The organism is Brucella thiophenivorans (genome assembly GCF_002252445.1).
GTDB classification, from domain to species: Bacteria; Pseudomonadota; Alphaproteobacteria; order Rhizobiales; family Rhizobiaceae; genus Brucella; species Brucella thiophenivorans.
This window is the reverse complement of the sequence record NZ_NNRJ01000069.1, coordinates 31,586-52,002: the sequence shown is the minus strand read 5'-3', so window position 1 is coordinate 52,002 and position 20,417 is coordinate 31,586. Positions and strand designations below refer to the sequence as shown.

The following is a 20,417-nucleotide window of genomic DNA, read 5'->3' as shown; positions in this document are numbered from 1 at the left end:
GAAAATGACTGATGCAAATACCTTAATACCGCAGGATGAATTGGGTGTCGTCGAAGCCGTCCAGTGGGCACTCGGCACATCAATGCCGCTGGAGATTATCGGCAACGGCTCAAAGCGTGGGATAGGTCGCCCGGTGCAGGCTGGGCATGTTCTGGATTTGTCGCAGCTTTCAGGCATAACACTCTATGAGCCAGATGAGCTGGTGCTGTCGGCGAAGGCCGGTACACCTGTTGCCGAAATTGAAAAATTGCTGGCGGCGAGCAATCAGTGCTTTCATTTTGAACCGATGGATTATGGTCCGCTGCTTGGCGGTGAAGCAGGTCGCGGCACAATTGGGGGTGTGTTGGCTGCCAATCTGTCGGGGCCGCGTCGGTTGAAGGCGGGCGCTGCGCGCGATCATATCCTGGGTGTGCGGGTGGTTTCTGGCCGGGGTGAATTGTTCAAATCTGGCGGACGCGTCGTCAAGAATGTCACCGGTTACGATCTTTCCAAGGGCATGGCCAATTCCTGGGGCACGCTGGGGGTGGCAACCGAAGTTACATTCAAGGTTCTGCCCAAGCCGGAGACTTCTGTGACGCTTGCTGTTCGCGGTCTGGATGACGAGCAGGCTGCTCGCGTCATGGCTATGGCGATGGGATCGCGCGAGGAAGTGGCATCGAGCGCTCATTTGCCGCCCACTGTCGCCAATCGCTTTCTCGACGGCAAGCTTGGTTGGGAAGCTGCAACCATTCTTAGGCTGGAAGGTTTTGCGCCGTCCGTCGCGCATAGAGCCAAGCAATTACAGACCTTGCTTGGACGGGCAGGGACAATCGACGTCATTGATGAGCCTCAATCGACACAGCTTTGGACAGAAGTTCGCGATGTGCTGCCCTACGCGCAGGCTGGTGACAATCGCGTAGTCTGGCGTGTTTCAATGGCACCACAACAAGGCTGGCGTATGATTGATGAGTTTCGTCGCTATGCAGGGGTCGATGCCTATTATGATTGGCAAGGTGGTTTGATCTGGATGCGCATGGAAGCCGAGCCTGAAGCGCAGACACTGCGGAAGCTGATCGCCAAATATGGCGGCGGTCACGCGACGCTGATACGTGCACCGGAATTTTTACGCGCCAATACGGATGTGTTCGAGCCGCAACCGGCTGCACTTTCAGCGCTTTCACAGCGGCTGAAACATCAGTTTGATCCGGAGAACATTCTTAATCCGGGACGTATGTATCCTGAGCAGGCGGGAGCGTGAGCCATGCAGACCCATTTCAGCCCCGAACAATTGCTCGATCCGGGTGTGAGCGAAGCAGATAAAATCCTGCGTAAATGCGTGCATTGCGGCTTCTGCACGGCGACCTGTCCGACCTATGTGACGCTTGGCAATGAACTCGATAGTCCACGCGGACGCATTTATCTTATCAAGGATATGCTCGAAAACGGACGTCCGGCGGATGAAGAAGTCGTGCGCCACGTTGATCGCTGTTTATCGTGCCTTTCCTGCATGACGACCTGTCCATCGGGCGTCAATTATATGCATCTCGTCGATCATGCGCGTGTGCATATCGAAAAGACCTATAAGCGTCCATTTATGAACCGCTTTTTGCGCGGGGTGCTGGCGCAGATTCTGCCCTATCCGGGCCGGTTTCGGATTGCACTCAAGCTCGCCAAACTCGGGCGACCATTTGCTCCGCTTATGCGGAAAAACGCGAGCGTGAAGCCTATCGCAGCCATGCTGGAACTCGCACCGCAAAATCTTCCCGCCAAAGCTGATCCTCTACCAATAAGCGTGGCCAAGGGCGAAAAGCGCGGGCGTGTTGCGATCCTGAATGGCTGCGCGCAACCCGTGCTTAATCCCGGCATCAATGCCGCAACACTGAGATTGCTCAATCGGTTTGGCATTGAAGTGGTGGCACCGAAGGATGAAGGCTGCTGTGGTTCACTTGTTCACCACATGGGGCGCGAAGAGCAGGCGCTCGATCAGGCCCGGCACAATGTCGATGTCTGGACGCGGGAAATTGAGACAGGCGGTCTCGATGCAATTATCGTGACAGCGTCGGGCTGTGGAACGACGATCAAGGATTATGGTTATATGCTGCGGCTCGACCCAGCCTATAAGGATAAAGCTGCGCTTGTATCATCGCTTGCCAAGGATATTACCGAATATTTGACGACCATCGAACTGCCGCAACCAGAAGAGCCGAAGGTACTGACTGTTGCCTATCATTCGGCTTGCTCCATGCAGCATGGCCAGAAGATTGTGCGTCAACCGAAAGACCTGCTTTCAAAGGCCGGTTTCACGGTGAAAGAGCCATTGGAAGGGCATCTCTGCTGCGGTTCGGCGGGCACCTACAATATTATGCAGCCGGAGGTCGCGACCAAACTTCGCGATCGCAAGGTTCGGAATATTGAGGCGACCGGAGCCGATCTGATTGCGACCGGCAATATTGGTTGTATGACGCAGATCGCAACAGGCAGTAAGCTGCCGATTGTGCATACAATTGAATTGCTCGACTGGGCCTATGGTGGGCCAAAGCCTGCCGCGCTTTCAGGCGACCTATCTCACTGACCGGGTATGTTTGAGCGGAAAGCCCTTGAAGCTCTTCGTTTCTTTCAGCACGAAAGTGGTCTGCATTTCCTTGATGCTGGGCAGTCGGCGTAAAGTCGACATGGCAAAATCTGCATAGGTGTCAAGGTCATGCGACACGACTTGTAGCAGAAAATCAGCGTCTCCGGCGATGCTGTAACAGGTAATGACTTCCTCAAGCCCCATCAGTTCAGCGGCGAATTGTTCGGCTTCCGCTTCGCTGTGGCTTTCTATCTTGATGCGGACAAAAGCCATCACACCGAGGCCGATGGCTTTGCGGTCAAGCGTTGCACGGTAGCCTGCAATGATTCCATCCTCTTCCAGCTTGCGTACTTTGCGCCAGCTTGGAGAGGTGGACATGCCAACCTTGTCGGCCAATGCCTGATTGGTCAGGCGTCCATCTTCCTGCAATGCGTCGAGAATCCTGATGTCAGATAGATCGAGTGTGCTCATGTATATCTACCTCAGAATCGACTGTTTCCGGTAATATCTACCATAAATCTATGTCAGGCGGGATAGGTAGGCAGGATTGCCCCCATGAATCGGTGTACTTCTCGATGAGAAATTTCTGTTTCAGGAGCCGTCATGCACGAAGACTTACGTCTCGCAATTATTGTTAATCCAGAACTGCCGCTGGGGCTGCTCGCCAATACGGTTGGCGCGATTTCGATTGGGCTGGGTGCAAAGCTGCCCGTCATTGCCGCCCGACAGCTGGTCGATAAGAACGGCGTCGCAATCGACATCAGCTCGGATCGTCCGGTGCCGATCCTTCAGGCTGATGGGGAAACTATTCGGGCACTTGCATTAAAAGCAGCCGACTTTGAAGAGCGGCAGGCTGTTGTGGCTTTCCCCGCCTTTGCACGTTCGCTGCATGTCTATGCCGAGTATGAAGCGATTTTTCCTGAAAAGGAACTTGCGACCGAGGTGATTGACGGGCTGGGAATTGCAGGCCCATCAAAATGGGTGCGTTCGTTGACAGGTAGCTTGAAGCTACTACGATAAAAAAAAGCCCGCCATTTGGCGGGCTTTTTTATTGTGATTATACCACTGAGAACGTCGCGGGATTTGGGCCGATACGACCGTCCGTCTTGTCCAGCTTGGTGATTGCATCATGATCGGTGCCATTGAGGCTGAAGTCGAAAACTTCGAAGTTTTCCTTGATGCGTGCTGGCGTAACCGACTTTGGAATAACGATATTGCCGGTTTCGATATGCCAGCGCAGGATGACCTGAGCGACTGATTTACCGTGCTTTTCAGCAATCGTTTTCAGCGTCGGGTTTTCCAGAATAGTACCCTGGCCGAGTGGGCTCCAGGCTTCCGTTGCAATGTCATGCTTGCTGTGGAACAGCCGTAGTTCGTCCTGCTGGAATTGCGGATGAAGTTCGATCTGGTTGATAACCGGAACAACATCGCTTTCTTTTAGAACACGCTCAAGATCAGCTGTTTGGAAATTCGAAACACCGATCGATTTCGCGCGGCCTTCTTCTTTAATTTTGATAAAAGCGCGCCATGTGTCCATGAACAGGTCTTTGGATGGCAGCGGCCAATGGATCAGATAAAGATCAACATAATCCGTGCCGAGCTTTTTGAGACTGGCGTCAAAAGCCTTGAGCGTTGACTCATAACCCTGTTCTTTATTCCAGAGCTTTGTCGTCAGATAAATATCGCTGCGGGCAATGCCGGATTCGTTGATTGCCTTGCCGGTGCCTTCTTCATTGCCATAAATGGCAGCAGTATCAATGTGCCGGTAGCCTACTTTCAGCGCTTCGCTGACAGCCGTGACAGCCTCGTCATTGCCAACCTGCCAGACACCGTAACCGAGCTGCGGGATATGATTGCCGTCGTTCAGTTTTACCGCCGGTACGGTCATGTTCAGTCCTTCCCTCTTACATATATACTCTTCATTTTGCTTGCACAGCATATGGGTGTTCGCATGAAAAGTGAAAGACCTTTCGTCTGCCTTTGTGCGTTAAGGCGGACGCTTTTCCTATAAAAACGCTAAAAATTTCAATTCGATGACAAAAAGGCCGTTGTCACTTTATGCGACAACGGCCTGAATTTGCGATCCATTAAGGGTTTTAATTATCGAACGACCACGCGTGTGCCAACAGGGACGCGACCATAAAGATCGCTCACATCTTCGTTACGCATACGGAAACAACCGGAAGACATGGCTTTGCCGATGGTCCAAGGCTGATTGGTGCCGTGAATGCGGTACAGCGTGGAACCCAGATAAAGCGCACGTGCACCAAGCGGATTGTTAATGCCGCCCTTCATCTGCGCAGGCAGAATGCGGCCTTTCTTGCGTTCGCGAGCGATCATTTCCTTTGGTGGCGTCCATGTTGGCCACTCGGCCTTGCGGCTTACCTTCTGTGTGCCTTTCCAGCCGAAGCCCTGCTTGCCGACGCCAATACCATAGCGGCGCGCCTGACCGTTGCCTTCGACGAGATAAAGAAAACGCTTGTTCGTATCAATTACGAGAGTTCCGGGTTTTTCGCCGCCGGAATAGGAAACCACCTGCGGCAGGAACATTGGATCAAGCTGCTGCTTTTTGCGCACGACCTTCGCCGGATTAGCGGTAGGGCGCTGCTGGCTGACATTCTGATAGCGCGCTTTTGGCGGCTGTTTTTGCCGCACAACAGTGCGCTTTTGCGGCTGCGCGGCCTCGGCTTGCGGCACAACGCGCACGGCAGGGCCGCCTAGTTGAGCGAGCCAACGCTGGGACGTTTCACTATCGACCCGAACCGGCGGCTGGGTCACATAACGATCGTTCGCAAAAGCCATGCTGGTCGTGACAATAGAAACGGTGATTGCTGCAATTGATCCAATTAAAAGCAGATGACGTGGTTTCATAAGCCCAATCCGTCTGTTTTGCGTCCTGCATTCGCGCTGACGCGGTTGCCCGTCGCACTCCTGACATCAGCTGTCAGGAGAACGGCCCCGAATTTCATGGTCTCATTGTGCCGTGCAAAGGAATCATAAAAGTAAATTTTGCGGGGTTTGCAGCGACTGCTTCTTTCAAATTAAAGTTGTGGTTAGCGCGAAGTTGCGCGACATGATTAAAAGTTGATGAAAGTTCAGGGGGATAGAGATGGGCGACAGCGTGCAGGAAAAGACCGGGTTGATCGTCAGTGCGGACGGCAAAATGCGTTGTTTCTGGCCCGGGGAACTGCCCGATTACATCACTTATCACGATAATGAATGGGGTTTTCCTGTCGCTGACGATAAGCGCTTGTTTGAGAAAATCTGCCTTGAAGGGTTTCAGTCGGGGCTGTCATGGCTGACGATTTTGCGCAAGCGCGAGAATTTCCGCGCGGCCTTTGATGGGTTTGATTTTCATCGTGTCGCTCTTTATGGCGATGCGGATATTGAACGGCTGCTGGCAGATAAGGGCATTGTGCGTCATCGCGGCAAAATTGTTTCGACTATCAACAATGCAAAGCGGGCAATCGAGCTTATTGGAGAAAAGGGATCGCTTGCGGCTTATTTCTGGTCGTTCGAGCCGGGAGCAGAAGATCGTCCGCAAGTGGTCGATTATCCGACCCTGATTGCCAATCCGACGACGGCTATTTCAACCCGCATTTCAAAAGACCTCAAGAAACGTGGCTGGTCTTTTGTTGGTCCGACAACCGTTTATGCTTTCATGCAGGCGATGGGGCTTGTCAATGATCATATTGAGGGCTGTCATTGCCGCGATCATGTCGAAAAACTTCGATTGACGTTTAATCGCCCTTTGTAAAGCACTGATTGCGGTTCCATTATTTTTCTGGCAAAAGCCGCCACAGGAGACGAAAATGGATCTCACATCGCTTGTGGTTTTTGCCGGTATTCTGGTTGTCGCGGCAGGTACGCCGGGGCCAAATGTCGGTGCGCTGGTCGCACGCGTTATCAGCCGTGGCCATAAGGGCGTGTTTCCATTCATGTTCGGCCTTTGGCTTGGCGATGCAATCTGGCTGTCGCTCGCTGTGTGGGGCCTCTCGGCACTTGCAAACAGCTTTCACACTGTGTTCCTTGTGCTCAAATATTTGGGCGTCGCCTATCTAATCTATCTGGCATGGAAAATGTGGATTGCACCTGTCGAGACCACGGCAGATGAGAATGCTATCCCGCGTGAGGGTGAGGCCAAGAAGCTGTTTTTCAGTGCGCTTGCAGTCACGCTCGGCAATCCAAAAATCATGGTGTTCTATATCGCGATCCTGCCAACTGTTATCGATATTACCCATGTTTCCGTGGTTGGCTGGGCTGAATTGCTGCTCGTTATGTTTGCGGTTCTGGCGGCAGTCGATACGGCTTGGGTCGTGCTTGCAGCACAGGCGCGGCGTTTTTTGCGCAGCCCGCGCGCCATGCGGATTGCAAATCGCACAAGTGCTGGAATGATGGCCGGTGCAGCGGTTGCAATAGCAACACGGTAATCAGCACTTTTAAACACGCTCGTGCACTTGCCGCACCCGTTTTGATGCGTTAGGAAACCGGCAATGAATTTGTCGGTTTTTTTACCGATATAACGTGAACAAAATCAGTGAGCAGGCGGGAAAATGGCCGATAAAGCGGACAAGATGAAGGCGCGGTTGCCGCGCGGGTTTGTCGATCGGGTGCCAGATGATCTGCGCGCTACTGAAAAAATGACCGCAACCATTCGTGAAGTCTATGACCTTTATGGTTTCGAGCCGGTGGAAACGCCGCTTATTGAATATACCGACGCGCTTGGAAAATTCCTGCCCGATCAGGATCGTCCGAATGAAGGCGTGTTCTCGTTTCAGGATGATGATGAGCAGTGGCTGTCGCTGCGTTATGATCTGACAGCACCGCTTGCCCGCTTTGTGGCTGAAAATTACGAAAGCTTGCCAAAGCCTTATCGCAGCTATCGCAATGGCTGGGTGTTCCGTAACGAAAAGCCGGGTCCGGGCCGTTTCCGTCAGTTCATGCAGTTCGATGCCGATACGGTTGGCGCGCCGAATGTCTCAGCGGATGCCGAAATGTGCATGATGATGGCTGATACGATTGAGCGCCTAGGCATTCAACGCGGCGATTATGTCATCCGCGTCAATAACCGCAAGGTTCTCGACGGTGTTCTCGAAGCCATTGGTCTTGCTGGTGATGAAAATGCAGGCAAGCGTCTTAACGTGCTGCGCGCTATCGATAAGCTCGATAAGTTCGGTGCTGAAGGCGTGCGTCTTCTGCTTGGCAAGGGTCGTCTTGATGAGAGCGGCGACTTCACCAAGGGTGCGCTGCTTGACGATGCGGCTGTCGAAAAGGTTCTGGCCTTTACTGCTGCGGGTGGTGCGACCGGCGCTGAAACCATCGCCAATCTACAGGCCGTGGTTGCAGGTAACGCCAAGGGCGAAGAAGGCGTGAAAGAGCTTGCTGATATGGAAGCCCTGTTTGACGCTGGCGGCTATGAAGGTCGCGTGAAGATCGATCCATCGGTGGTGCGTGGTCTCGAATATTACACCGGCCCTGTGTTTGAAGCTGAACTGCTGTTCGATGTGACCAACGAAGATGGCCAGAAGGTCGTGTTCGGTTCAGTTGGCGGCGGCGGTCGTTATGACGGTCTGGTTTCGCGTTTCCGTGGCGAACCTGTGCCTGCAACCGGCTTCTCCATCGGCGTTTCGCGCCTGATGACGGCGCTGAAAAACCTCGGCAAACTCGATGTGTCCGATGTTGTTGGCCCGGTTGTTGTGCTGGTGATGGACAAGGATGCACAGAGCCTTGGTGGCTATCAGAAGATGGTTTCTCAGCTGCGTCAGGCTGGTATCCGCGCTGAAATGTATGTCGGCGGTTCCGGCATGAAGGCGCAGATGAAATATGCGGATCGTCGCGATGCGCCATGCGTGATCATTCAGGGTTCGCAGGAACGTGAAGCGGGTGAAGTTCAGATCAAGGATCTGATCGAGGGCAAGCGTATTTCAGCAGAGATCGAAGACAATACGACCTGGCGCGAAAGCCGCCCGGCGCAGGTCACGGTCAAGGAAGAGGGTATCGTTGCGGCAGTGCGCGAAATCCTCGAAGCGCAAGCTCGCGATCGCGCACAGCAGGCGAAGTGACGGGGCGATGACTGGATCACGTACTTCACCGATTTTTACAACGCTTCGCGCGCAGCTTGATGCCAGCGAAGCTGAGCTTGTCGATATTCCGCTGATCCAGCCAGCCGATCCGTTTCTGGATATGGCGGGCGAGGATTTGCGCCGCCGTATCTTTCTTACCGAAAACGAAAATGGCGACAGTCTTTGCCTGCGTCCTGAATTCACCATTCCGGTCTGCCGCAATCATATTGCGTTGAATGCTGCAACACCAAAACGCTATGCCTATCTCGGCGAAGTTTTCCGTCAGCGTCGCGATGGTGCCGCGGAGTTTTTGCAGGCCGGTATTGAAGACCTCGGTGCAACTGACGAGGCCGCATCCGATGCGCGTTCGATTGCTGATGCAATCGCTTGCGTGCAGTCGTCCGCAAACGTTCCGCTTGAAATCGTTCTTGGCGATCAGGCGGTCTTTGCAGGCATGCTGAAGGCGCTTGGTCTTCCGCAGGGCTGGCGCAAAAAGTTGCTGCGTGCGTTTGGCGATGAACACACAATGGAAGCCGCGTTTGCCGAATTGACTGGTGAACAGCGCACTGATTCATTGCCCGACCAGCTGGCCGGTCTTGTTGCTGAAGGGGACGAGGCAGGTTTGGCGCGTATGATTGAGGTGGAAATGCTTGAAGCTGGCATTTCGCCCAGCGCTGGCCGCTCACCTGCCGAGATCGCGCGTCGCCTGATCGAAAAAGAAGATCTCGCTGCAACGCGCTTCCCATCTTCGGCTCTTGATCTGTTGAAGCGCTTTCTTACAATCCGTGTTTCGCTGGAAACCGCAGGCATTACAATGCGGGCTTTTGCAGCCGATAATGCGCTTGATTTGAGTGCCGTTTTGCAAAAATTAGAAGCACGGACCGATGCGATTATCGCAGCCGGTATTGCTGCCGAACACATTGTCTACGATGCGTCTTTCGGACGTCCGCTCGATTACTATACGGGTCTCGTTTATGAAATCCGTCAGGCGGGCGGCGACAAGGATATGGTGCTGGCCGGTGGCGGTCGCTATGATCGCCTGCTCACCATGCTTGGCGCATCCGAGACCATTCCAGGTGTTGGCTTTTCCATCTGGCTTGATCGCTTAGAGATGCTGGCGGGAGAACAATCATGAGTGTTACGCTAGCGCTGCCATCCAAGGGACGGCTGAAAGAACAGACGCTCGCCGTTCTTGAACAGGCTGGATACAATGTCATTCTGCCGGAAGATTCCCGCAATTATCGCGCGCGTGTTGAAGGTGACAATGATCTCTATATTCTGTTTTTGTCGGCATCCGAGATTGCGCGCGAACTGGGCTATGGCAGCGTTGATTTGGGCGTGACCGGTGAAGACCTTGTTCGCGAAACGCTGGCGCATGCCGATGAACGCGTTGCAATTGAAGCAGAACTTGGTTTTGGCCATGCTGATGTGGTTGTTGCGGTGCCGGAAGTCTGGCGCGATGTGACGACAATGGCTGATCTCGATGATGTTGCTGCCGATTTCCGTCAGCGTCATGGCCGCCGTCTGCGCATTGCCACAAAATACTGGCGCCTGACACAGCAGTTCTTCTCACAGAAGCATGGTATTCAGGTCTATCGCATTGTTGAAAGTCTGGGTGCTACCGAAGGCGCACCGGCTGCGGGTTCGGCAGATATGATTGTCGATATTACATCGACCGGCTCGACGCTGACTGCAAACAAACTCAAAGTGCTTGAAGATGGTATTATCCTGCGTTCGCAGGCTTGCTTGGTTTCAGCTCGCTGCAGCGAAGCAAATGCAAAAGTGGCTGAGGTTGTTTCGCGTATCCGCGACGGTCTTGCTGGCTGATAAACTCGATGTTGAATTTAAAAAGCCGGTCTGAAATTCAGACCGGCTTTTTTGCTTTTTAGATTTTTGGCTTGCTACCAACAAGGCCATAATAGGCAATGTAGATGTAGCAGACAATCGGCATCAGGAATGCCAGATGAATGCCAACGCTATCAGCCAGCGCTCCCTGAACAAGCGGGATGATCGCGCCGCCAACAATTGCCAGACACAGAATGCCCGAACCCTGACTGGTGTGTTTTCCAAGGCCATGCAATGCCAGACTGAATATCGTCGGGAACATAATCGAGTTGAAGAGGCCAATCGCCAGAACCGACCACATTGCGACGTGGCCTGTGGTTGCAACGGTGATGAGCAGCAGGATGATTGCCGTGGCTGCGTTAAACGCCAGTGCCTTGCCGTCATCAACATAGCGCATTGCAACTGCACCAATGAAGCGGGCAATCATTGCGCCGCCCCAGAAATAGGCAACGTAGTGCGCAGCTTCTGCTTCGGCCATGCCTGCAACAGTCGGATCGCTGAGGAAGTTGACGAGAAAACTGCCGATGCTGACTTCTGCGCCGACATAGACGAACAGGCCGATTGATCCGAGTACCAGGTGACGGTACTGCCAGGCTGAACCTTCTTCCTTGCTGATGACCGCAGTTTCTTCTTCCTGAACATTGGGAAGTTTCAGGATCGCAAATACGATTGCCAGCACTGCGAAAGCCAGAGCCAGCAGAAGATAAGGGAACTGAACGGCATTTGCGTCTGCGGAGCTTGCGGCATCGCTCGTTGCTGCAGAAAGAATGAGAAATGCACCGAAGATTGGTGCGATGGTTGTGCCCAGTGAATTGAAAGCCTGTGTCAGTGTCAGGCGGCTTGCTGCGGTTTCAGGTGCGCCGAGGATGGTGACATAGGGGTTTGCGGCGACCTGCAAAATCGTGACGCCCGAAGCCAGCACAAACAGGGCACCGAGAAACAGTGCATATACCTGATAAGACGCTGCCGGGATAAACAGTGCGCAGCCAACAGCAGCGACCACAAGACCAGTCACGATACCCCATTTATAGGAGATGCGCTTGACCAGTGCACCAGCAGGCAGCGACACAATGAAGTATGCTCCGAAGAAGCAGAACTGGATCAGCATCGACTGGAAGTAGTTGAGCTGAAATACGTTTTTCAGATGCGGGATCAGAATGTCATTGAGACAGGTGATGAATCCCCACATGAAGAACAGCATCGTAAGGCTGGCGAGTGCAAAACTATAGTTTTTGCCGGAGGGAGCGTCAGCATGAAGCTGACCGTTCGGTGCGGTGGAAATTGCCATTTTTTCTCTACAAGCTAAGTTATGAGACATGTCTGGGAGGACGAAATGTCTTTTCGAAATCAAAATATGGCATTGCAATAACTTGCAAGGCCGCTGGATGCAATCATTGGCGATTTTAAGTAACAGTTGTGTGTCTTAGAGCGCGTCTCCATCTGATTGAATTAGATCGGAGCTCCAATTCAAAAAATATTAAAAAAGCCGCGCTGTGAGGCACGGCTTTTCAAATCAAGTCTTAGGCAATTTATCAGTTGCGCTTGGCGTCGATCGAAATCGAACCCGCACCCTGCAACACGAGAAGGATCAGACCGCCTGCAATGGCAAGGTTCTTCTGGGCCATCAGAGCGTTCATGCCTTCTGCAAAGTTCATGTGAGCAACCAGAGTTGCGCCAATGGTGAACAGTGCAACAATTGCAGCAGCGATACGGGTCTGGAAACCAACGAGAATTGCGAGACCGCCCACAAATTCAATCAGACCAACAATAACAGCGATTATGGTTGGAGCTGGAAGGCCAAGACCTGCAAAATAGCCAGCTGTGCCGGAAATCGCAGTCAACTTGCTAAAACCAGCAAGGATAAACAGAATTGAAAGAAAGACGCGTGCGACGAGCGTGGCCAGGCCGTTGCTCTGAGGAGTGATAGCGGACATCAAGGGGTATCTCCAATTGAACTGAACGAATGAATACCTATTTTACACTGTCAAGGAAAGATAGATATTCCTCGACAGTTTGTTCGCTTTTTGTAGACGGTTACTCGGGGGCGATCATTTTTTCCGCTTGAACAAGACGGTCATAATCCTCTTCCGAGACATGCCCGCTCTTTAGCGATTCTTCGCGCAGGGTTGTACCATTTTTGTGTGCAGTCTTCGCAATCTTAGCCGCATTGTCATAACCAATTGCCGGTGCAAGAGCGGTAACGAGCATAAGGGAACGTTCCAGCAAGTCCTTGATGCGATCTTCGTTGGCCTCAATGCCTTCGACACAATGATCGGCAAAAGACACCATGGCATCGCTGAGGATACGGATCGACTGCAACACATTATAGGCGATGACTGGCTTGAACACATTGAGTTCAAAATGGCCCTGACTTGCAGCGACCGTAACGGTGGTCTGATTGCCAAAGACCTGCGTTGCAACCATGGTCAAAGCTTCGGCCTGTGTCGGATTGACCTTGCCTGGCATGATTGAGGAGCCGGGCTCATTTTCCGGCAATGATAGTTCGCCAAGACCCGAACGTGGACCAGAACCCAAAAAGCGAATGTCATTGGCGATCTTGAACAGATCGCCAGCAAGCGCGTTGAGGCTGCCGTGGAAGTTTAACAGCGCACCGTGGCTCGCAAGCGCTTCAAATTTGTTCGGCGCAGTTTTGAAGCTCAGGCCCGTGATCTCGCTTACTGCATCGGCAAAGCCAGTGTCAAAGCCCTTTGGCGCATTCAACCCGGTGCCAACCGCCGTGCCGCCCTGTGCTAACAGAAACACATCGCTAAGCGACTGTTCAATGCGATGGCGTGCATATTCAAGGGCTGCGCGATAGCCGGAGAATTCCTGTCCAAGCGTTACCGGTGTCGCATCCTGCGTGTGCGTGCGGCCAATCTTGATGATGTCCTTGAATGCGTCTTCCTTGACTTTGAGTGCCTTGGTGAGATGCGCCAGCGCGGGGTAAAGCCGGCTGACGGCTTCAACGGCGGTCGCAATGTGAATGGCTGTCGGGAAGCTATCGTTTGACGACTGGCTCATGTTGACATGATCATTCGGATGGACCGGCTTTTTTGAGCCAAGTTCGCCGCCCAGAAGTTCAATCGCGCGGTTTGAAATGACTTCATTGGCGTTCATATTGGATTGTGTGCCGGAACCCGTCTGCCAGACAACCAGCGGAAAATGATCGTCGAGCTTGCCTTCAATCACTTCGGAGGCTGCAACTGCGATGACCTGTCCAAGAACCGGATCAAGTTTGCCAAGCGCAATATTGGTTTCCGCTGCTGCACGCTTGACCACACCAAATGCATGAACGAGAGGCAGGGGCATACGCTCTCCGCCGATCTTGAAATTATGCAGCGAGCGCTGGGTCTGCGCGCCCCAATATCGGTCGGCAGCAACATCAATCGGGCCGAAAGTATCTGTTTCGGTACGCGTGGCGGTCATTTTCAGTCTCCAGCTGTTTCAGGCAGGGGAATAAGCCCGTCTGTTAAATATAGCAGCATTGAAAGCATGTCGCGGAAAAGTGGGAACCGGTTTTGCGATAACGACATGCTTAAAAACAGAAAGTTAAAGCGTGTTGTTTGGGCCAGCATTCTGGCCCAAAATCATTTGATAAAATATGATTATAAAAGTCAAATTTAATTGACCGCACTTTGGCGTTTCAGATCAATTATCTTCTTCTTCGTCATCGCTGGCGTCAGTTTCGGAAATCCAGGCTGTGGGTTCGACTTTTTGCTGGGTTTTGCTGTCGGTGAAAATCCACCAGCCGGTGTCCGTTTCATCCCAATCGCCGCCGCCAGCTTTCAGCTTATCAAGAGAACGGTACTGGCCAACCGATTCATTGCGCTGATCATCATCGTCGGTCCAGACCACAGTGACTTTGCGACCGTCTTTTGGTGCAGTGTTTATCGGTAGCTCCTTGCGCATAAAATTCTCCTTTTCTGAAAGGAGAGAATAGCGCCGGATTAAGGAAGGGCAAGCTCATGTCAGAGTCAAATATCGTACTCAAACATTGAAGGCTGAAAGTGGAAAGGCAGGCTTTCGCCTGCCTTTCCTGTCGCCTGAGACAGGACTTCCAAAGTGCGGGGGCAAACAGGAAGTCCATCTCATATTACACCCGCGATTGATCATGAATGAAGTGGAATGTAAATCAGAAAATACTAAAATAAGAAGCCGAAAGCGATGAAAGTCGCGAATAGCGGGATTTTGTATAAATCACAAAGAGTTGCGCAATGTAAAAAGGCGACAAGAGGCCGTCTTTACTTGATATTTTTCGTCTGGAGATTTGCTAAAAGTCGATGTCGCTAACTTCGGCTCTGGCTAAAAATTGCGGACATAAAAAACCTCCGGTACAGACCGGAGGTTTTCGATAGGTTTGCACTGCTGCAATCGCAAAGGGGTTTCTGCCTGTGCTGTGCAATGCATGGCTGGACTTCTTAGAAGTCCCTGCCGCCACCCGCACCGCTTAGCGGTGCAGGCTTTAGTTTCATGGGCGTGCTTTATGGACTTCTTAGAAGTCCATGCCGCCCATGCCACCCATGCCGCCAGGCATGCCAGCAGGTGCCGAATCCTTCTTAGGAAGTTCAGCAATCATGGCTTCCGTGGTGATCAAAAGGCCAGCAATTGAAGCTGCGTTCTGCAGAGCAGTGCGGACAACTTTAACTGGGTCAACGATGCCGAGTGCGATCAGATCGCCATATTCACCGTTTGCAGTGTTGTAGCCGTAGGTTTCCGAAGCGTTTTCAAGGATCTTGCCAACGATTACGGATGCTTCTTCACCAGCATTGGTCGTGATCTGGCGAGCCGGAGCCTGCAGAGCGCGACGAACGATGTTGATGCCAGCTTCCTGATCGGAATTGATGCCCTTAACGGTGATCTTAACCGAAGCGCGGAGCAGAGCGGTACCACCACCTGCAACAATGCCTTCTTCAACCGCAGCGCGAGTTGCGTTCAGAGCATCGTCAACGCGATCCTTCTTTTCCTTAACTTCGATTTCCGTTGCACCGCCAACGCGGATAACTGCAACGCCGCCAGCAAGCTTAGCAAGACGTTCCTGCAGCTTTTCACGGTCGTAGTCGGAAGACGTTTCGTCGATCTGCTGCTTGATCTGACCAACGCGTGCGTCGATCTCAGCTTTCTTGCCAGCGCCATCAACGATGGTGGTGGTTTCCTTGTTGATCGACACCTTCTTGGCGCGGCCGAGCATGTCGAGCGTAACGCTTTCGAGCTTGATGCCGAGGTCTTCGGAAATAACCTGACCGCCGGTGAGGATCGCGATGTCTTCGAGCATTGCCTTGCGGCGATCGCCGAAGCCAGGAGCCTTAACAGCAGCAATCTTCAGACCGCCACGCAGCTTGTTGACAACGAGGGTAGCAAGCGCTTCACCTTCGACGTCTTCAGCAACGATGATGAGTGGCTTTGAAGTCTGAACGACAGCTTCGAGAACCGGCAGAAGAGCCTGAAGGTTCGAGAGCTTCTTTTCATGAAGAAGGATGTATGCGTCTTCGAGATCAGCAACCATCTTGTCTGGGTTGGTGACGAAGTATGGCGAGAGGTAGCCACGGTCGAACTGCATGCCTTCAACGACTTCGAGTTCGGTTTCAGCGGTCTTGGCTTCTTCAACCGTGATGACGCCTTCGTTGCCGACTTTCTGCATCGCTTCAGCGATCATCTTGCCGATTTCGACTTCGCCATTAGCGGAGATCGTGCCAACCTGAGCAACTTCTTCCGAAGTGTTGATTTTCTTCGCCTTCTTGAGCAATTCAGCAACAACTTCGCCAACTGCGAGGTCGATGCCGCGCTTCAGGTCCATTGGGTTCATGCCGGCAGCAACAGCTTTTGCGCCTTCCTGAACGATAGCCTGACCAAGAACGGTCGCAGTGGTCGTGCCGTCACCGGCAGTGTCGTTGGTCTTCGAAGCCACTTCGCGCAGCATCTGTGCGCCCATGTTTTCGAACTTGTCTTCGAGTTCGATTTCCTTGGCGACCGATACGCCGTCCTTGGTGATGCGTGGAGCGCCGAAGGACTTGTCGATAACAACGTTACGACCTTTTGGGCCGAGCGTTACCTTAACAGCGTCAGCGAGGATATCGACGCCGCGCAGCATCTTTTCGCGCGCATTGCGACCGAATTTTACTTCTTTAGCAGCCATTTTACTCTCCTGGGAGTTATCCCGGTCAGATTATGGTAAATTGATATTCAGGTAAGAGCGAAACCGCTCCGGCTAAATTAGCCTACGATACCCAAAATGTCGGATTCTTTCATGATCAGCAGGTCTTCGCCGCCGATCTTGACTTCGGTGCCCGACCACTTGCCGAACAGAACCTTGTCGCCAGCCTTAACTTCGAGTGCGATCAGCTTACCAGCTTCGTCACGAGCGCCGCTGCCTGCAGCGACGATTTCGCCTTCCTGTGGCTTTTCCTTGGCGGTTTCAGGGATAATGATGCCGCCAGCAGTCTTTGCTTCCGATTCTACGCGACGAACGACAACGCGGTCGTGAAGCGGACGGAACTTAATCTCAGCCATGGTATAACCCTTGGTGTTGTAGATGTTGAACCTTTTTAAGCGGACCGACCGGTCCACGCTGTTAGCACTCTAGGTATCCGAGTGCTAACGTGCCTCTGAGATAGAAGCGCACCTATTGTTTGTCAAGGATCGTTGCCGTTTTTTGACAGTTCGGAAAATAAATTTCCAGCATAAGCAGGGACGCTGCACAAAAGCGCTTTGCAAGGCATGTGGGGACTATACAGGCACAGCACAAGCCGAATAGGAAAATAACCGGGCCCAAAAGGTTATGTTCAGGAAATGGCAGTTTTGGTTAACACAATTCATTCATCGCGGCGTTCATTTGGACGCATATCGTCCCAAGCCGGGTGACATGTCGGCTTGCGTCTTGTAGAGGAACGGCAGGATACATCTCTAACCGGCGATAGGCTGGACAAGTATATTGAGGAAAACAATGAAATTGCCTGAACGCCTTGATGATCTGACGGATGGATATGATGCGATCTTCTGTGATGTCTGGGGCGTGTTGCACAACGGCGAAGTTGCGTTTCCGCAGGCGGTTGCAGCCTTGCAACGCGCACGCGCAAGGGGTGTGACGGTTATTCTCGTGACCAATGCACCACGGCCTTTTCCGAGCGTTGTTGCGCAAATGACGCTGCTTGGCGTGCCGGAAGATGCTTATGATCGTGTTGTTACGTCGGGTGACGTCACGCGTGATCTGATAGCCGAAGGTCCGCGCAAAGTTTTCCATATTGGCAGTGAACGCGAGCTGGTCATCTATGATGGACTTGATGTCGAGCTGGTTGAAGAGTTCGAGGCGTCAGGTGTTGTTTGTACCGGTCTTTATGATGATGAGACAGAAACACCGGAAAATTATGCCGAGCTTTTACAGCGTCTTCGCTCACGCAATCTGCCTTTCATCTGCGCCAATCCTGATATTATGGTTGAACGTGGCACCCGCCTGATCTGGTGTGCAGGCGCGCTGGCGCGTGATTATGGCCAGCTTGGTGGCCGCACGTTGATTGCAGGAAAGCCGCATCGCCCGATTTATGAAGCGGCGGCAAAGGCTGTCGAGGAGATCCGGGGAAAGGCTGTAGACAGAAAGCGCATTCTTGGTATCGGCGATGGTGTGCTGACCGATGTTAAGGGTGCTGCTAATTTCGGTCTGGATGTGCTTTATATTTCCGGTGGGGTTCATGCGTCCGATTATGTTGCCGATGGCAATGTCGATTTGGACAAGATGGATGCTTTTCTGCAAAAGCATGGACATGCGCCCATCGCTTCACTCTATGCACTTGTCTAATATTACTTTCGAGATGCTGCTTCGATCATGACAAAACCTGCTTTTCAGCGCCTTTCAGGAACCGATGCATTGCCGCTTAACCTGCGTGATTGCGTGGTGGCAATTGGTAATTTTGACGGTGTTCATCGCGGCCATCAGGCCGTGCTTGAATGTGCGCTGGAGCTTGCAAAGCAGAATGGTCTGCCAGCACTTGTGCTGACATTTGAGCCGCATCCGCGTAGTTTCTTCAAGCCGGATGAACCCATCGAGCGTCTGACAGATGCGTCGGAAAAAGCGGAAATCCTCCGGCTTATGGGGTTTGACGCGGTTATCGAACAGCCCTTTACTGGTGATTTTGCAGCACTTTCTGCCGAAGATTTCGTGCGCAACATTCTTGTCGAGCAGTTGCGTGCCAATCGTGTCGTTACGGGCTATGATTTCCACTTCGGCAAGGGTCGGCGCGGTACGCCACAGTTTCTAGAAGAAGCCGGACAATCGTCCGATTTTAGCGTGTCACTTGTCGATGCCTTCAGCGATGAGGGTAGAAACCTTGTTTCCTCAACGCGCGTTCGCTCGCTTCTATGCGCTGGAGAAGTGGCAGAGGCGGCGGGCTTGCTTGGCTATCGCTATCGTGTCAGCGGTGAAGTCATTCACGGCAAAAAACTTGGCCGTACACTTGGCTTTCCCACCGCCAATATGGTGATTGACGATCATGTGAGCCTCAAACACGGCATTTATGCTGTTCGTTTCCGCAGGGCCGGTGGGACGCTGCATGATGGTGTTGCAAGTTTTGGTCGCCGTCCGACCGTTGCAAGCGACGGCAAGCCTTTGCTTGAGACTTTTGTCTTCGATTTTTCGGGCGATCTTTATGGCGAGATTGCCGAAGTATCCTTCTTTGGCTATCTGCGTGGCGAAGTGAAATTTGATGGCCTTGACCCGCTGATTGCGCAGATGAAGCGTGATGAACAGGAAGCGCGTGGATTGCTTGCAGGTGCGCAGCCACTCTCTGAACTTGATCGTCTTCTGTCATTTCCGTAGTAAATATGTAACTATATTAGAAAAAGCTGTTGCAAATTCTACTTTTGGTTTAAGTTTAATTTTACATATTCCGTTCAAACAGTGTTAAATGCACCCAAATTTATGGGGAACTGTTTATTCGGAGTTTCATGTGACGCGTATTGTCTCCCTTGCCTTTGTTACAGGCGCTGCATTGTTCGTTGGTCCTTTGTCGGTTGTCGCTGCGGATATGCAGCAGACGGACGTTTATGTGACTGAGGAAGTGAAACCCGCCCGCAAGTATCCCTGGTCGGGCGACTGGTATCTCAAGGTTGGCGCTGCTGGCTATGTTTCTCCGAAGTTCGAAGGTTCGGATAAATACCGCTTTTTTGCGCAGCCTCTGGTTTCACTTGGTCGACAGGGAGAGGCCGAGCGCTTTTCTTCACGCAATGACAATGTTTCCTTTGCTTTAATAGATACCGATCGCTTCCGCGTCGGTGCAGCCGGCAAGATTCTGTTTAAACGCGATACCGATATTGACGGTATTAAGGAAACCAGATGGGGGGGTGAAGTCGGTGGTTTCGTTGACGTTTATCCAACGGATTGGCTGCGTTTCCGTGGCGAAGTGCGTCAGGGCTTCCGTGCGCATGAGGGCGTTGTCGCCGACATTGCCGCTGATGCTTTTTATGATGTGACGCCGGTTATCCGCGTTTCGGCAGGTCCGCGCGCAACTTTCGCGTCAAAGGATTACATGCGCACTTACTACGGTATGACTGCGGAAGAGGCGGTCGCCTCAGGTTTGAAAGAATATCGGCCTGGCGGCGGTTGGGAATCAGTTGGTTTTGGTGGTGCTGTCACCTGGCGTGCGACTGACAAGATCGATACCAGCCTGTTTGCAGAATATAATCGTCTTCAAGACAAAGCCAAAAACTCGAGCATCGTCAGAGATTATGGTTCTGCAAATCAGTTCACCGTTGGTGTATCGGCAACATATCGCTTCGATTTCTCGATCGACTGATCGAATCTAGCCAATCTGTAAAGTTTTCCGAGGCAGGGCTGCAAGTTTATTGCGCCCTGCCTCTTTATTCCTGCGAAGGTCATTGCTAAAAGCGTGCCCATGATGACGGATTTTCGGCATATCATCGCGGCCATAGGAAACATTGGCCGAATTATTGGCCCGGCCTTCCTTTAAGCC

General features: G+C 52.5%; 20 protein-coding genes. 11 read left to right on the top strand and 9 right to left on the bottom strand.

Annotated features, from left to right (window positions below; all coding sequences use genetic code 11):
• The first annotated feature begins 4 nt into the window (after nt 1-4).
• Nucleotides 5-1,237 (top strand): glycolate oxidase subunit GlcE, encoded by a 1,233-nt coding sequence (gene glcE, locus CEV31_RS19910; RefSeq protein WP_094509901.1) that lies wholly within the window; start codon nt 5-7, stop codon nt 1,235-1,237.
• A 3-nt stretch (nt 1,238-1,240) separates the two neighbouring features.
• On the top strand, nt 1,241-2,551 hold the full coding sequence (gene glcF / locus CEV31_RS19905) for a glycolate oxidase subunit GlcF (protein WP_094509865.1): 1,311 nt from the start codon (nt 1,241-1,243) through the stop codon (nt 2,549-2,551).
• Here glcF and CEV31_RS19900 read toward each other — a convergent pair.
• Nucleotides 2,540-3,022, bottom strand: coding sequence for an Lrp/AsnC family transcriptional regulator (locus tag CEV31_RS19900; RefSeq protein WP_094509863.1), 483 nt, complete (start codon nt 3,020-3,022; stop codon nt 2,540-2,542). The genes glcF and CEV31_RS19900 overlap by 12 nt on opposite strands.
• A gap of 132 nt (nt 3,023-3,154) precedes the next feature.
• Here CEV31_RS19900 and CEV31_RS19895 point away from each other — a divergent pair, with 132 nt between their 5' ends.
• Nucleotides 3,155-3,571 (top strand): DUF2000 domain-containing protein, encoded by a 417-nt coding sequence (locus CEV31_RS19895; protein ID WP_094509860.1) that lies wholly within the window; start codon nt 3,155-3,157, stop codon nt 3,569-3,571.
• 37 nt (nt 3,572-3,608) lie between these two features.
• Here the strand turns inward: CEV31_RS19895 and CEV31_RS19890 are convergent, their stop codons facing one another.
• Both CEV31_RS19890 and CEV31_RS19885 read right to left on the bottom strand, forming a co-directional pair.
• Nucleotides 3,609-4,439: an aldo/keto reductase gene (locus tag CEV31_RS19890; protein ID WP_094509858.1), complete on the bottom strand. Its 831-nt coding sequence runs from the start codon at nt 4,437-4,439 to the stop codon at nt 3,609-3,611.
• A 212-nt stretch (nt 4,440-4,651) separates the two neighbouring features.
• Nucleotides 4,652-5,422, bottom strand: a complete 771-nt coding sequence (locus CEV31_RS19885; protein WP_094509856.1) for a L,D-transpeptidase — start codon at nt 5,420-5,422, stop codon at nt 4,652-4,654.
• A gap of 238 nt (nt 5,423-5,660) precedes the next feature.
• Here CEV31_RS19885 and CEV31_RS19880 point away from each other — a divergent pair, with 238 nt between their 5' ends.
• From CEV31_RS19880 to hisG, 5 genes are all read left to right on the top strand, one after another.
• Nucleotides 5,661-6,308 carry a DNA-3-methyladenine glycosylase I gene (locus CEV31_RS19880; protein WP_094509854.1) on the top strand — a complete coding sequence of 216 codons (648 nt, stop codon included), beginning with the start codon at nt 5,661-5,663 and terminating at the stop codon, nt 6,306-6,308.
• Nucleotides 6,309-6,363: 55 nt separating this feature from the next.
• The gene (locus CEV31_RS19875) at nt 6,364-6,981 is read left to right on the top strand and encodes a LysE family translocator (protein WP_094509852.1); all 618 of its coding nucleotides are present in this window, start codon (nt 6,364-6,366) and stop codon (nt 6,979-6,981) included.
• 123 nt (nt 6,982-7,104) lie between these two features.
• A complete protein-coding gene (hisS, locus tag CEV31_RS19870) occupies nt 7,105-8,613 on the top strand; it encodes a histidine--tRNA ligase (protein ID WP_094509850.1) in 1,509 nt (502 codons plus the stop codon).
• 7 nt (nt 8,614-8,620) lie between these two features.
• Nucleotides 8,621-9,748, top strand: coding sequence for an ATP phosphoribosyltransferase regulatory subunit (locus tag CEV31_RS19865; RefSeq protein ID WP_094509848.1), 1,128 nt, complete (start codon nt 8,621-8,623; stop codon nt 9,746-9,748).
• Nucleotides 9,745-10,440 carry an ATP phosphoribosyltransferase gene (gene hisG / locus CEV31_RS19860; RefSeq protein WP_094509847.1) on the top strand — a complete coding sequence of 232 codons (696 nt, stop codon included), beginning with the start codon at nt 9,745-9,747 and terminating at the stop codon, nt 10,438-10,440. The genes CEV31_RS19865 and hisG overlap by 4 nt, the downstream gene beginning before the upstream one ends.
• Before the next feature lie 58 nt (nt 10,441-10,498).
• On the opposite strand, the gene CEV31_RS19855 is transcribed toward hisG, so the two are convergent.
• The 6 genes from CEV31_RS19855 to groES all read right to left on the bottom strand — a co-directional run bounded on the left by CEV31_RS19855 (nt 10,499) and on the right by groES (nt 16,965).
• Nucleotides 10,499-11,746 carry a sugar MFS transporter gene (locus CEV31_RS19855; protein ID WP_094509845.1) on the bottom strand — a complete coding sequence of 416 codons (1,248 nt, stop codon included), beginning with the start codon at nt 11,744-11,746 and terminating at the stop codon, nt 10,499-10,501.
• A gap of 244 nt (nt 11,747-11,990) precedes the next feature.
• Entirely contained in the window at nt 11,991-12,392 is a 402-nt protein-coding gene (locus CEV31_RS19850; RefSeq protein ID WP_094509843.1) for a DoxX family protein, read from the bottom strand.
• Between the two features lie 100 nt (nt 12,393-12,492).
• On the bottom strand, nt 12,493-13,884 hold the full coding sequence (gene fumC / locus CEV31_RS19845; protein WP_094509841.1) for a class II fumarate hydratase: 1,392 nt from the start codon (nt 13,882-13,884) through the stop codon (nt 12,493-12,495).
• A gap of 222 nt (nt 13,885-14,106) precedes the next feature.
• Nucleotides 14,107-14,367: a hypothetical protein gene (locus tag CEV31_RS19840; RefSeq protein WP_094509839.1), complete on the bottom strand. Its 261-nt coding sequence runs from the start codon at nt 14,365-14,367 to the stop codon at nt 14,107-14,109.
• A gap of 583 nt (nt 14,368-14,950) precedes the next feature.
• A complete protein-coding gene (groL, locus tag CEV31_RS19835; RefSeq protein ID WP_094509837.1) occupies nt 14,951-16,591 on the bottom strand; it encodes a chaperonin GroEL in 1,641 nt (546 codons plus the stop codon).
• 77 nt (nt 16,592-16,668) lie between these two features.
• Nucleotides 16,669-16,965, bottom strand: a complete 297-nt coding sequence (groES, locus tag CEV31_RS19830; RefSeq protein ID WP_094509835.1) for a co-chaperone GroES — start codon at nt 16,963-16,965, stop codon at nt 16,669-16,671.
• A 433-nt stretch (nt 16,966-17,398) separates the two neighbouring features.
• On the opposite strand from groES, the gene CEV31_RS19825 reads away from it, so the two are divergent.
• From CEV31_RS19825 to CEV31_RS19815, 3 genes are all read left to right on the top strand, one after another.
• A complete protein-coding gene (locus tag CEV31_RS19825; protein ID WP_094509833.1) occupies nt 17,399-18,247 on the top strand; it encodes a TIGR01459 family HAD-type hydrolase in 849 nt (282 codons plus the stop codon).
• 27 nt (nt 18,248-18,274) lie between these two features.
• The gene (locus CEV31_RS19820; RefSeq protein ID WP_094509831.1) at nt 18,275-19,264 is read left to right on the top strand and encodes a bifunctional riboflavin kinase/FAD synthetase; all 990 of its coding nucleotides are present in this window, start codon (nt 18,275-18,277) and stop codon (nt 19,262-19,264) included.
• A gap of 130 nt (nt 19,265-19,394) precedes the next feature.
• Nucleotides 19,395-20,240, top strand: a complete 846-nt coding sequence (locus CEV31_RS19815) for a MipA/OmpV family protein (RefSeq protein ID WP_235818200.1) — start codon at nt 19,395-19,397, stop codon at nt 20,238-20,240.
• The last annotated feature ends 177 nt before the right edge of the window (nt 20,241-20,417 follow it).

What these genes read in the sequence shown, in the direction of transcription:
- glcE (WP_094509901.1), top strand. Translation starts at nt 5, where the DNA reads ATGACTGATGCAAATACCTTAATACCGCAGGATGAATTGGGTGTCGTC.
- glcF (WP_094509865.1), top strand. Translation starts at nt 1,241, where the DNA reads ATGCAGACCCATTTCAGCCCCGAACAATTGCTCGATCCGGGTGTGAGC.
- CEV31_RS19900 (WP_094509863.1), bottom strand. Translation starts at nt 3,022, where the DNA reads ATGAGCACACTCGATCTATCTGACATCAGGATTCTCGACGCATTGCAG.
- CEV31_RS19895 (WP_094509860.1), top strand. Translation starts at nt 3,155, where the DNA reads ATGCACGAAGACTTACGTCTCGCAATTATTGTTAATCCAGAACTGCCG.
- CEV31_RS19890 (WP_094509858.1), bottom strand. Translation starts at nt 4,439, where the DNA reads ATGACCGTACCGGCGGTAAAACTGAACGACGGCAATCATATCCCGCAG.
- CEV31_RS19885 (WP_094509856.1), bottom strand. Translation starts at nt 5,422, where the DNA reads ATGAAACCACGTCATCTGCTTTTAATTGGATCAATTGCAGCAATCACC.
- CEV31_RS19880 (WP_094509854.1), top strand. Translation starts at nt 5,661, where the DNA reads ATGGGCGACAGCGTGCAGGAAAAGACCGGGTTGATCGTCAGTGCGGAC.
- CEV31_RS19875 (WP_094509852.1), top strand. Translation starts at nt 6,364, where the DNA reads ATGGATCTCACATCGCTTGTGGTTTTTGCCGGTATTCTGGTTGTCGCG.
- hisS (WP_094509850.1), top strand. Translation starts at nt 7,105, where the DNA reads ATGGCCGATAAAGCGGACAAGATGAAGGCGCGGTTGCCGCGCGGGTTT.
- CEV31_RS19865 (WP_094509848.1), top strand. Translation starts at nt 8,621, where the DNA reads ATGACTGGATCACGTACTTCACCGATTTTTACAACGCTTCGCGCGCAG.
- hisG (WP_094509847.1), top strand. Translation starts at nt 9,745, where the DNA reads ATGAGTGTTACGCTAGCGCTGCCATCCAAGGGACGGCTGAAAGAACAG.
- CEV31_RS19855 (WP_094509845.1), bottom strand. Translation starts at nt 11,746, where the DNA reads ATGGCAATTTCCACCGCACCGAACGGTCAGCTTCATGCTGACGCTCCC.
- CEV31_RS19850 (WP_094509843.1), bottom strand. Translation starts at nt 12,392, where the DNA reads ATGTCCGCTATCACTCCTCAGAGCAACGGCCTGGCCACGCTCGTCGCA.
- fumC (WP_094509841.1), bottom strand. Translation starts at nt 13,884, where the DNA reads ATGACCGCCACGCGTACCGAAACAGATACTTTCGGCCCGATTGATGTT.
- CEV31_RS19840 (WP_094509839.1), bottom strand. Translation starts at nt 14,367, where the DNA reads ATGCGCAAGGAGCTACCGATAAACACTGCACCAAAAGACGGTCGCAAA.
- groL (WP_094509837.1), bottom strand. Translation starts at nt 16,591, where the DNA reads ATGGCTGCTAAAGAAGTAAAATTCGGTCGCAATGCGCGCGAAAAGATG.
- groES (WP_094509835.1), bottom strand. Translation starts at nt 16,965, where the DNA reads ATGGCTGAGATTAAGTTCCGTCCGCTTCACGACCGCGTTGTCGTTCGT.
- CEV31_RS19825 (WP_094509833.1), top strand. Translation starts at nt 17,399, where the DNA reads ATGAAATTGCCTGAACGCCTTGATGATCTGACGGATGGATATGATGCG.
- CEV31_RS19820 (WP_094509831.1), top strand. Translation starts at nt 18,275, where the DNA reads ATGACAAAACCTGCTTTTCAGCGCCTTTCAGGAACCGATGCATTGCCG.